The sequence below is a fragment of the Brasilonema bromeliae SPC951 genome, assembly GCF_012912135.1.
GTDB lineage: Bacteria > Cyanobacteriota > Cyanobacteriia > Cyanobacteriales > Nostocaceae > Brasilonema > Brasilonema bromeliae.
This window is the reverse complement of record NZ_QMEB01000153.1, coordinates 2,963-15,664: the sequence shown is the minus strand read 5'-3', so window position 1 is coordinate 15,664 and position 12,702 is coordinate 2,963. Positions and strand designations below refer to the sequence as shown.

The 12,702-nt window shown below is 37.2% G+C and carries 9 protein-coding genes and 1 pseudogene; all 10 read right to left on the bottom strand.

The features are described 5' to 3' along the window. Positions 1 to 156, bottom strand: a pseudogene (locus tag DP116_RS18475) (glycosyltransferase); the annotation flags it as partial. Between the two features lie 20 nt (positions 157 to 176). Continuing rightward, positions 177 to 545, bottom strand: a complete 369-nt coding sequence (locus DP116_RS18470; RefSeq protein ID WP_211173367.1) for an EamA family transporter — start codon at positions 543 to 545, stop codon at positions 177 to 179. Between the two features lie 51 nt (positions 546 to 596). Next, complete coding sequence (locus tag DP116_RS18465) at positions 597 to 2,654, bottom strand: putative glycosyltransferase family protein (RefSeq protein ID WP_169156561.1); 2,058 nt, start codon at positions 2,652 to 2,654, stop codon at positions 597 to 599. 230 nt (positions 2,655 to 2,884) lie between these two features. Further along, positions 2,885 to 3,580, bottom strand: coding sequence for a glycosyltransferase family 2 protein (locus tag DP116_RS18460; protein WP_169156560.1), 696 nt, complete (start codon positions 3,578 to 3,580; stop codon positions 2,885 to 2,887). A gap of 81 nt (positions 3,581 to 3,661) precedes the next feature. After that, positions 3,662 to 4,597 carry a class I SAM-dependent methyltransferase gene (locus tag DP116_RS18455; RefSeq protein WP_169156559.1) on the bottom strand — a complete coding sequence of 312 codons (936 nt, stop codon included), beginning with the start codon at positions 4,595 to 4,597 and terminating at the stop codon, positions 3,662 to 3,664. Beyond that, the gene (locus DP116_RS18450; protein ID WP_169156558.1) at positions 4,594 to 6,645 is read right to left on the bottom strand and encodes a glycosyltransferase; all 2,052 of its coding nucleotides are present in this window, start codon (positions 6,643 to 6,645) and stop codon (positions 4,594 to 4,596) included. Before DP116_RS18450 ends, DP116_RS18455 begins: the two co-directional genes overlap by 4 nt. An 11-nt stretch (positions 6,646 to 6,656) precedes the next feature. Continuing rightward, positions 6,657 to 7,682 (bottom strand): glycosyltransferase family 4 protein, encoded by a 1,026-nt coding sequence (locus tag DP116_RS18445; RefSeq protein ID WP_169156557.1) that lies wholly within the window; start codon positions 7,680 to 7,682, stop codon positions 6,657 to 6,659. Continuing rightward, complete coding sequence (locus DP116_RS18440) at positions 7,675 to 9,294, bottom strand: methyltransferase domain-containing protein (protein WP_169156556.1); 1,620 nt, start codon at positions 9,292 to 9,294, stop codon at positions 7,675 to 7,677. Before DP116_RS18440 ends, DP116_RS18445 begins: the two co-directional genes overlap by 8 nt. A gap of 70 nt (positions 9,295 to 9,364) precedes the next feature. After that, positions 9,365 to 11,203, bottom strand: coding sequence for a class I SAM-dependent methyltransferase (locus DP116_RS18435; protein ID WP_169156555.1), 1,839 nt, complete (start codon positions 11,201 to 11,203; stop codon positions 9,365 to 9,367). Then, positions 11,196 to 12,506, bottom strand: a complete 1,311-nt coding sequence (locus DP116_RS18430) for an ABC transporter ATP-binding protein (protein ID WP_169156554.1) — start codon at positions 12,504 to 12,506, stop codon at positions 11,196 to 11,198. Before DP116_RS18430 ends, DP116_RS18435 begins: the two co-directional genes overlap by 8 nt. Positions 12,507 to 12,702: the final 196 nt, after the last annotated feature.

The following is a 12,702-nucleotide window of genomic DNA, read 5'->3' as shown; positions in this document are numbered from 1 at the left end:
GTTATTAATAACGAAAGGAATATTAACCGCTTCAAGTGCTCTAAGAGTTGATCTGACACCTTCACCCAGTCCAAATTCGCTGTTAACGTAACCTGAGGTATTGACGCCAAAAGCAATACTCGTGTTGAAAGATGAAATTTCCGCTTCTGAATGCATATTTTTTCCTGTTATTTCATTCACTTTTGCCAAATCACTAATATCACTCCACTGACAATGAAGCTCAAGCCTATTAGACGCATCATAGGAATAGGTTCTCTAAATATGAAATAACCCATTAAAACTGAGAAAACATAAACGAGGGACACAGATGGACCTGCAATGCTCAGATTTACTTTAGTTAAAAGTAGAATGTAAGCTATAGCGCCTAGACCATAGCAGCTTAGCCCAACTACTAGTTCAGGTGTTGTAGCAATGCTAAGAATTTGACCAATTGTGTTTCCTGGATTTAAGCTTCCTAATTTCAGTGCACCAACCTTTAAAAAAAATTGCCCTCCTACACTAGCCATGACAGACATTATCAGTAAAAAAAATTCTTGTATGTTCATAAAGTTTCATCACAACTATTGACTTTTGTTTTTAGCCACTTTCATTACTTATTAAGATTTTGAAGTGACAGATACTTCAAATTTTGGAGACTCTGCTTGTTTGTCATTAAACCAAGCAACATGCTCTTGAAGCATTGTTAAAATCAAGCTATATTGTCCTGGTTTTGTAGGAGTTTTAATAACTGCATTAATTGCTGCTGACTCTCCAGGAGATAAATCAAAAGGAAGAGGTATGCGATCGCCATCCCCCTCGAAAACTGCTAACTTTCCTTCAGAGTCTAGCCAACGATAACTGAAGGATGTATAATGCTTACCTTTAGTAGACCATAAGAAGTTGCTGATATTTTTAACAACAACTGGGACTTTAATTGCTGAAGCTATTTTTACAGTTTTAGGAATTTCATATACTTCTATTTTTTGTGAGAAGATTTTGCTAATAGGCAGTTGTAGATGATAAGAAGTCCAATTACCTGAAGAACTTAAATTTTCTTTAACCGAGTACATGGAGACTAATTTATCATCATTTTTCAGAGACTTCTGGGATATTATGCAAAGTTGTCCTCTACTGTCTTCTCCTAGCCAATTGATGAGTTGAGGCGTACTCATTGAGTCTTCCATGCGACCATAGTTAGGGGGTACATTCCCTGAATAACCATTGACAACAGGTATATTAGCTTTAATACCAGCCCACATAGCCGATAGCTGTGAAGACCAAGGTGGTACTTCAGCTTTTAGAGTCACATATGCAACATCACAATCTTTTTGCATTAGTTCCTGAATTTGTGCAACCTCCTTTGTTAAAGGTGCAAGTGCAAAACTAGGTGAGTTAGTGACAATTTGTTCTAAGACACACCCAATACAAAGTAGACTGACTGCTGTCATACGCAATCGCTGATTAAGCATAGTACGCAGTATAGAGTCTAGACAAAGGATCACCGCAACTAGGATGTAGAAATAAAACATTGTCCATATACGAGTGACTCCTCTAATTACCGAAGCGCCAGGTACAATTCCATAAACAATTCTCCATATTGACCAACTATTTGACACATGGAGGGTAATAATAAAAATAGTCAGAGCTACAAGTAAGCAAATTTTTATTAGCAGAGTTCTTTCATCATTCAATATATTTTTGCGATACAGTAGAGTATATATGGATAGTACAGTCAGTAATATAGTCAAAAATCCTAGAAATATATGGTGTTCATGAGCCATTGGTAAATGCTTGGAATTCTCTGATAACAAAGACCACCAAAGACTATCAGGGGCTGGTAAAAACCATGAGGAAAGCCTTGGTAGCATAGAGTCTACTTGTGTGTAAGAGGGAGAACCAAGTATTCCCTTAGCCTTTATATAAGGTCCTAGTAAGCCAAGCATTAGTAACAGCCAGATAGCAGTTATCAAAATAGCTGGTTTATAATTCTGCTTAAAATAGATAGTTAAACGCTGCCAAACACTTTTATCTAATAGGCAAGTTATTGCTGTAAAAATAGCTAAAGAGAACATTAAAAACCAGCCCAAGTAAATGCCTGCTAGTACTTGAAAATAAATAAGTAGTAGTGAATATGCGAGTGGTTTATTCCTTGGGGATCTCAGGAAATTCCATAGAAACAAGAAAGCTAGTGGTGTGAAAAACTGAGGAAGTAGCTGTTGATGACCTATTTTAACAACTCTTGGCATTCCGAACGCAAAAAGGAAAGCACCAATTGCAGCTGGTACATGACCTACTTTGTAATACCGCATCAATACAGCAAAGCTAACAAAGCATAGTACACAAACCACAATCATCCACAACTGATATGACAATTCTAGTGAGAAAAATGCCCTCAGTATAAAGTAGATAGGAGCTGAGCCAAACAAGTTATCTGAAAAAGTCAGAACATTTTTATATGGATAAAAAAAAGCTGGTGAGAATAATTCACCAGTGTAGTTCTTATTAAAAATTACCTGAAACAGGTGTTCTAAAAAGTAATGATTTAATCGTGTATCTCCTGGGTCTGTTTGCATATATGCAAATCCAGACATTATTGTAGGACGAAATGCGTTAAACACACCTACAATACAAAAAACGACATACAACAGAAATTGAGGTCTAATAAAAAACTTCATACATGGATGTTAATGATTATTTTTCAGTTGATTCCAGAGAAACTCTCAAGAAACACAGGGAACAGGGAACGCTTAACAGGGAACGCTTAACAGGGAACAGGGTAGAAGGGGGATGGTGTTTCTTAAGGCTGTTGCTAGTGGTGAGTAAGCGCGCGAGTGACGGGTTTCCCGACAGCCAGGCGACCCGCGTTCCCGGAAGGTTTCTTGCGAAGCGTGAGAGGCTCATATTTTTAACTTATCGTCAATAAATTGTATTTAAGAATACACCATATAGCTCTGAATCCATCTTTCCAACCTATTTTTTTACCTTCCTTATAAGTACGACCGTAATATGATATACCTACTTCATAAATGCGACATTCCATTTTTGCAACTTTTGCAGTTATTTCCGGTTCAAATCCAAATCGATTTTCTTGTATCTGAATAGCTTGAATGACTTCCCGTCGAAATGCCTTGTAGCATGTTTCCATATCTGTCAAATTAATATTTGTCAACATATTAGATAACATTGTTAAAAATCCATTCCCTACTCTGTGCCAATAATAGACAACTCTATGAGGTCTACCACTTTGAAAACGAGAGCCGAAGACTACATCAGCTTTGTTTTCCAAAATAGGTTGAATCATGATTGGATACTCTTGAGGGTCATACTCCAAATCAGCATCTTGAACAATGACAATATTACCAGTAACAGCAGCAAAGCCAGTACGCAAAGCTGCACCTTTACCCAGGTTTTTTTGATGATAAATAACTTGAGCGACTTGTGACTCTATCCTAGATTTGAGTAGTTGACGCGTCCCGTCTGTGGAGCAGTCATCAACTATAATAATTTCGCAGTCTTTAACTGGAGATGCTTTAACGGCTTCAATAACTTGACCGATAGTTCCTAGTTCATTAAAGCAGGGAATAACTACAGATAGTTTCATATTCACTTATTAACTCCTCTTCAACATAGAAAAATCTATGATCTTACCACCTAGATGAAAGTCTATTTTGATGAATACAAATTACTTTTTTGCCAATAGTATGATTGTATTTCGTAGTAATGGATGATGATCACCAAGCGCAGAAACAACTTTATAAGCATAGTCACCAGTCCCATAGCGCCAATTACAGTAACTGTTAATTCCATACATTTGTATATTTGTAAAACCTGCTTTTTCTACAACATTGTAAACTTCTTTGGGTGTGTACTCTCGATTATGCCTATCTAAGCCGCCATAAAATATTTCCGGCTGCCAAAAAATATTAACCTCGTTCATCAAAGCATATATATTTGAGATATTACATATGTTCGGTGTAGATAGCACCATCAATCCATCTGGTTTTAATACCCTTCTTAAATCGGATAGAACTTCAAGCGGATTTCTAATTGCTATATGTTCTAACACTTCAGTAAAGTAGACTGCATCGAAACTGTTCTGAGTATAAGGAAGATCTGCTTTCTCAATATCATGTTCTATTACGCCTAATTTCTCCAACCACTCAGGTGAAGAATATGTGCTACGCCAAGCTTCATTCAAATTGACACCAACAACATCCATACCAAGCAAATGCAAGCCTATACCAACATGTCCTGGTGCAGAACCGACATCTAATATTTTTGATTGACTTGGCAAAGTCATTGCAGCAGCCAAGTAATGGAGGTATCTAGGCGTTGATGACTTAAAGTAATCTCCGTGACTATTGCTAGCAACTAATTTTTCTACTTCGTTCAATAATTTTTGTGCTTGATCCAAATGTGTACGAATTATTGGTGGTATATCTGTTGACAGCAGAGAACTCATGTTAGAATTTGTCAGAATTTGCTGTGCAAAAGATATTTCACTCTGGATTTCTTCTTTCTGGATTTCTTCTTGCTTAATCTCTACTGATGATGACCATTTATCTTGGCTTTTCCAAATCCTTTTTAGAGCATCGCTAAAAGTTTTAATTTTAATCATTGGTCTCCCTCTTTTAGATAACACAAGTAAAAATTATCAATTTCCACGTTGTATTTTATTGCTCCTCTTAATAAATTTTCACAAAATCCTGGTGTTCTGTTGTATTGAGCCTCTCGTAAAAAAAGTTCCCGATAACGTTCTGGATGCTTTTTCATTAACAATGCATCTTTTTCAAAAAAACGATTTCTTTGTTCATGACTTTCACGGATATCAGTCCGAAGATGAGGAGGATGAAAGACACATACATCGTGTGCGAATGGAATTTTGCCATAATGGCAAATTCTCCAACCCAAATCGGTGTCTTCACGAAAGTGAGGATTCTCAAAACATTCATCAAATCCATCCACCGCCATAAACACTTCCCGTCTAAGCAGTAAATTGGCAGTCATAAAACCAATTCCTTCAAATCCAACATTGGTTACAGGACGGTAATTACTGTCTTCGAGTTTATCTGAAACAATCAGCCCTTCTACACCAACAACATATTTATTCTCAAAATACTTTATAGTATTATTTAGCCAATCAAGCTGTGGTAAACAATCATCGTCAGTAAAAGCTAAAACTTCGCCCCTTGCATAAAAGGCGGCTGTATTTCGCGCTGTAACAGCTCCTTTAATGTCAGTGTGGATATAAAGAATATCTAGCTCAGAGTATTCTTGAACCGGTTTGCATGAAGTCTTACTTTGGTCAACTATAATAATCTCAAAATTTTTAAAAACTTGTTTTTGTAAACAATCAAGCAATTCTTTTAACTTGCTGTGTCTTTCATATGTGGGAATAATGACACTAAAAAATGGGCGCTGTTTGTCCAGCTTCAATCTATTTCTGTACAACAGAAGCCCTAAATTTTTGGAAATTAATTGCCAAGAATATTTTCTTTCTACAACATCTCTAGCAGCAGCGCCATAAGCTTCAGCAGACTTCTTATCCTTAAGCAAAGACTCAATGCTGTTGACGAACTTTTCTTGAGTACAAATCAGAAATGATGGTTCTGAACCTTGAAATATACCTCGTACTCCGATAGGTGTTGAAATAACAGGTAGACTAGCCGCCATGTAATCAAACATTTTGATATTCGTGCCTGAACCAGAGAACATTGGATTAAGAGCAAGATCAGCTGCTGCGAGATAAGTCAGTTTTTCTTCTTCTTGTAAAAAACCTGTGATAATAACGTTATGAATATTTCTCTCAATAATTTCTCTTTGGTTGAAGTTACCACCGACGCCTCCACAGATAGCGAATTTGACATGAGGCAAAGCAGGAGCTAACTTTTCAATAATAAAACTTGCGGCTTCAACATTTGGTGGATAGGAACTACCAAGAAAAATAGCCAGTGGACTGTTTCCTACGCCTAGTTTTTTTCTGGCTGCTTGTTTGAGACTGTCACTCTTATAAATTTTATCAGTAAACACGCCATTAGGAACAACAGCTATTTTGCTAAAAGGAAGATTATACAGCCTATGAAATAATTCTCTGTCCTCATGCGAACAGGCAAGAATTAAATCTGAATTTTGACAAAGTTCATACTCTATACTGACGACATTTTTCGCAATTTCAGTGCCAAAAGCACCATCATCTAATAAACTGGTTCTCAAAAAGCCTTCTACATTATGTGAATCATAAACCACAAGCTGTGGACGTACTCTTAACTTATCCTTAACCAGAGGATATACCCAAGGATGAGAAAAGATGACAATATCTGATTCAGCGACTTTACTAAGAGCTGTTTCCACAAATTCAGGTGAATGGTGAGCTAGCAAATTAAAGCAAGAATCGATGATAGTTTTACCACCCACCCGTGCTCGCCATTCAGCACAAACAGAAAAGTGTTTTTCACTCAGAGGAATATCTATTTCTTCTAAAGTATTGCTCAAACGGTGCTTTCGATACTTTTCACCTTCCCAATCATAGGTTCCTATGTAGGTTGTTGGAAGGTTTTCACCGATTCCATGATACAAACCCAGTAGCCTCAGCCTTCCACCACCAACAGGCGGATCGATAGGCTGCATATCTAAGACAGTAACTTGGAATGATGAATGCTGAGTCACGTGACCTCCATTTACCCTCGTAAAAAATTCAAAAGCGTTTGAGATACATTAGACCAGGTAATATAACTTGTATCAAGCTTGCCTCTGTTACCCATGATTTTTGCTTGTTCTGGATTTTCAAACAAGTCGTTTATGGCTTTAGCAATTTCTTCTGCTTGAGGCGGAACAACAAAACCGTTGATACTGTTTTTCACAAATTGCAAGGGTTCACCAGAATCTTCACAGGTAATCACTGGTTTTGCATGAGCAAAAGCTTCTAAAGTCACATAGCCATAATCTTCTTGAATGGGTACAAACGGTACGACTAAAGCATTTGCATATAAATTAATGAGTTCCTCATCGGAAACTCGACCTAAAAATTCTATACGTTTTTCAGTACCAGCCAAACTACGTAATTGTTGTTCGTCTTCACCTGTACCCGAAATTTTAAGATGAACGGGATATTTAACATAGCGCATCGCTTCAATGACTAAATCTACCCGTTTCCAACGATGCAGTCTTCCTGGCATAAATATATACTCATAATTTTTTGGTTGAGTACAATTCAAAACTATGCCAGGGTACAAAACTTCACTGTCTATACCATTCCATTTGAGAAGTCTATTTCGGATTTCGTGTCCTTGGGAAAAAACTTTTCTAGTTCTTGGAGATCTTAAAGACCCCGTATCTAATTTGTGTATCAGTTCTCTCTGTTTTTTTAAAGTTTCATCGGCATAGGGAAATTCTCTGTCGAACATGTCATAGAAAACTCTAATAGTATGCTGTAGATAGCATACATGATTAGGATGCCGCACAAGATAGGTAGGCGATTTTGTTGAAATGACTGCATCATATGCAGACACATCTAAGTCATAGCAACGGAGGTACGACTCCTCTATCGTTTCAAAATTTGATTCATCAATGACAACTTTTACAATATCTGCATGGGTATCTAAAGAGTTCAATGAGTTTGCTAGTCCTTCATGAAAGCGTTCAGCCCCACCGATTTCACCACTTGCCATTCTTGGCACTACGACTGCAATTCTGTAGCTACCCATGTTTGTACCCAATCACAGAATAGTCTTGAGAACCATAAAAATATTGATTAAAGCGTTCAGCTAGAACAGAATTATCTACATCTAATTTCTGATTTTCTGAAGGATGAAGGTTCATGATTTTGACTTTGCATAAACCAAAAGATTCAGCAATAAATTTGATTGTGGGGCTTGGTAAGGGATTGCGATGAGTTGGATCTGTGTAAAAGCCACTACTGCCAACTAATATATTATCTGGGTTTGGGGTTTCAAAAATGACTAATCCTTCAGGTTTAAGAACCCTAACTGTTTCAGCAAACAACTTCATCAGCGTCTCAAATGGCAAATGTTCGATAATATGAAAGCCAGTGACTGCACCAAGACTTGCATCGGGTAAAGACTGCAAATATGCAAGAACATCTGATTCAATCACATCTAGTCCCCTTGTGCGACACTGTTCTAGCATGACTCTATTTATGTCTATACCTTTTGCTGTGTAGCCAGACTCCCGCAGTAGTTCCAGCCATTCGCCACGTCCACAACCCACATCCAGAATAAAAGAATCGGGTGTACCAACCTTGGCTTCCTCAAGTAAAGGTAGATAAACTTTTAACCTGTTATGAATATCTTCACGGGTACCCCGAAATTGATTTTCAAAAGCAACGTAGAAGGCATCTAAGAAATGTTGTTCTTCCTTGACAAAAGTTTCCAAATGTTCTTTGTTGATGGGTTCTGGCGATCGCTGGCGCACTTCTTCCAAAAACATGGTTATCAAGCGCTTTTGCTGCATTAAGTCGTTTTTAACGAAACTGTCGTTTCTCAGATGTTGCTCGTGCAAGTTTTTTACGTTACCATTCACAGTACCCAAATGTTCATCTATTCCTTGAATACGAGAATCTACACGACCCAAATGTTCATCTATTCCTTGAATACGAGAATCTACACGACCAAAATGTTCATTTAATCCTTGAATACGAGAATCAACAGTCTTTAGATGTTCATTTATGGGATGCTCTTGACTATTAACAGTATCCAAGCGCTCTTGTATGACACCAATCCAACTACTGAAATGATTCAAGTCCTCATTTATCTCTGGAACACGATGACATACAACACCCAAACTCTCTTTCATGACTTCCAGGTAACTATCCACAGCACTTAGGCGCTCTTCCATTCCTTGCAGGCGAGTATTTACAGCACCCAAGCATTCTATTTGCGCTCTCAAATCTTTTATTTGTTCTATTAGTTGTCGATTAAGAGCGACAGATTCTTTTAATGCACGAATGACATTAAAATTGACTTCCCGTTGGTCTTTGAATAGAAAATTTAGTATTTTTAAAGCTATGACTTGTATAGGTTTACTTAAGTTATAAGGAAACTTACTAAGATTATCTGGCCATTTTGTACGGGCGATCGCTCTAGATTCCGCATTTCTTAACAAAGTTTCTAGGTGGATGAAATTATAATTAAATGTTGGTGCTATGTAGGGCAATTCTAACTTGTATGTTGTCTTCGTTGACTCTGACTGCTCTGTCGTTTCTACTGACTGAGATTGACTGTGACGCTTAGCCACCTCAGCCCGTATTTTCTCCATTAATTCGTCAATATTGATTTCCGGATTATTAGCATTCATCATTTTTACACTCTACCTATAAAACTCTTCTCTACTGGTTATTCGTTAAGTCAAATATCATACTATACAATCTCTAGAGTAAAGTGATGAAAATATCTTTCATCAACTGAGTTGGTACATTATCAAACCAGCGTATATTTTCCTGTACCAGCGTTACTCTTAAAATATAGTCGCCTTTTTCAGGAAGTGCCTTTACTTTAGCAGTGTATATTTCTTTCGTTCTTTGACCCCCCAATAATGATTGCAAAACAGTATTTTGAACTCTCTGCAACGGAGGAACTAAACCTGTTCTCTCTCCTTCAAAAACAATATACTGACTCGCTTGAGCATTCATCCAATGATAAGCGATATGAACAGGGTAAGAACCAAAACTATTAAGGATAAAGTCACTATTATTTTCTATTGCTAGCTGAATTTCAAATTCACTACTAACATTTGCTTCTCTTGGAGAATCCATCACTATTATCTTGATTTGTCCACTAGGAATCGCGGGTAAAGGACACATTTGTAAACTATTTTTTAGCTGTTCCTGATTTATGTGTTTATGTGAGGCGATCGCAAACAGGCTTGGGGCTGCAGATAGTTCTCTTATTGAAAAATTTCTCACTAGACTTCCACCAGGATTTTCTGGAGAACCAAACCATAACAATACATTCTTAAAGTATTTACTTAACTGCTTTTTCAAAATCCGTGGAGATTGTTCATTAATATGCATCAGCAGTTCGTATCTGGAACGTGGTTCTGCTGGTAAATAAGCTCCAACAGAAGCAGCTATTTTCCTTTTGCGTTGATAGTCGTACTTGTAATACCAAAGATTCGGAAACGTATGCACAACAAATAATCCATCTGGCTGAAGATGTCGTGCCATTTTCTGATAAAGCGTATCCACTTCCTCAAAGGATAAGTGTTCAATAACATCAGATGCTAATACTAAATCATACTTACCTGACAAAGGCACATGACAAACATCATGACAAATGAACTCTACCTTTTCCTTGAGTTGGTCTTCACCATCAAAACATTTCTTTGCCAACTCAATCGCATTGGGTGAATAATCAACAGCTGTCACTGTGAAGCCTCGATGAGCAAAATAGAAACTCAGTTCACCACGACCACATCCAAGGTCGAGTACACGTCCTGATTGTTTTAAACTAGCAATAGTAGCAATAGCTTTTAGCCTTGGGTCTTCTAACTTTTTCCCTTGATTTTTTTCGTAAGCATCATAACCACCACAGTCTTGGGTGTAATACTCAGATGTGTAAGTTTGACGAATTTCTAAACTAGAGTTAATGTTAGATTGTTGTTCTTCCTTAACTTGCCTTAAATAATCCTCAGAAACTTTTATAAGCAGTTGTCCAGAATAACCTGGTATCACTCCATACCAATCTAAGATATTTGCATAGCGAAATAGGAAACAGCTAATAGCCAGAAAACTTTGCTGGGTATCCAAGTAACCATCAAGTAGCACATAGCGTCCTTGGTGAATAGCAAGCTTGAAATTATGGAAGAAAGCATCTTCATTCCGTTGTCTATCAATGTGAATGAGATCGTAGATATCACCGGGCAAGCGTTTCATTGCTTGTGTATCAGTAATCATAAATTCAGTAGCAAATTGAGTCGTAATTTTTTTCGCCCAATCAATGACTCCATTCAAACTTTTATAGGATTCTATATCTAAAAGACCAACATAGTGAGCAGCAGGATGCCCATGTAGAAACGCTGCAGCGCAATAACCAAAACTGACTCCTATTTCTAGGATTGAAGAAGGTTTCAAGACATGAGCAATTGACCACTTTAACTTGTAGTAATCAATCCAATGATTGAAACCAAATTCCAGTTGCTCGTTTGGATAGAAATTTTTTCTAAAATCATATTCTGTTTCTTTTGCTTTTTGAATTATCAAGTCAAACATGATTGCTTGTCAAAATAGATATAGTAGGATAAAGGTTGACTATGCCTGACCAAAGTATCGCTTCTTGATTTCTTAGTACTTTTAAAACAGCAAAATTATGAGCATAAAGTAATGTTTGTCTAAATAAACCTTCTCCAAGGTAACCATCAGCTACACCTACTGTGATTGTATATTCGCCTGGTCTGATAGGTATTTCAAATTGAAAACGAATTTCCAATAAGGTTTCACAATTCACTCTACCTACTTTTTCTCCCATACAGGCTGTGTTTGTTTCAAAGACAACTTCTCCAGTCCTCTCCCTAATTTTGAAGCCAATATGTGGATCTTCAAAAGACTTTAAGAACAGCAATCCTATAGATAACTGCATACTCTGGTCACTAATGACAGATTCAATTTCTTTGTCTTTTTCATCGAAAAACTTAATAAACTTTATACTGACTTCTGGTAAATTAATAACTATTTCATCTGATTCTTCTTTACTAGCTAAATCACTTGTGTTTTCCTGTGATTTTTTACCATTAGCATTAGATGACATTTGAATTTCAATTTTTTCCGGTGCTACGTCATTCTTTTTCAGAAGTTTAGCTTCATACAAATCAATAACTTGTCTTGGCTTACCATCCAAAACTAATTGCCCTGATTCCAGCAAAATAGCTCGATCACAAAGTTTATATACAGCCACCGGATCATGGGAAACAAATAAAAGTGTTGTTCCTGAATCTCTCAGTTGTCTGATTTGCTGAAAACATTTTTGCTGAAAATAAATATCACCTACTGCTAAGGCCTCATCTACAATGAGAATGTCAGGATTTACACTCACTGCAACAGCAAACGCTAACCGGACAAACATACCACTAGAATATGTTTTGACAGGTTGGTCAATAAAATCTCCAATATCTGCAAACCTAGCAATTTCATCAAACTTGTCTTCAATTTCCTTTTGGCTTAATCCCAATAGCCGTCCATTAAAAAACACATTTTGCCGCCCTGTAAACTCAGGATTAAAGCCACTACCAAGCTCTAACAATGCTGAAACCCGCCCATCAACCTGGACTTCCCCTGTTGTAGGTGTCAGCGTTTTGGCAATAATTTGTAGTATTGTACTTTTCCCAGAGCCATTTTGACCAATAATTCCCAAAGTTTCTCCCTTAGAAATCTCTAGGTTAATATCCCGCAATGCCCAAAACTCTTGAGATCTACTCTTTCCTGGTAGCAAAATTTCCTTGAGCCTATCTACCGGACGAGTATACCGCTTGTAACATTTTGAGACATTTTTTAGAGATATTGCAATTTCCTCACCCATAGCACACACGCATATTCCTAGGACATCTGAAACTCTTATAAGATTTTGAATCAGAAATCATCAATTAAGCTATAAAACTTAGCAAACTCTGGTGAATCATAGCGTTAAGTGGTCGCATTTTGCTATAACACGTCAGCAAAGGCTGGGCGCAACCGCTTATACACCCAAAAACCGCAACAAAATACAACCGCAGAAG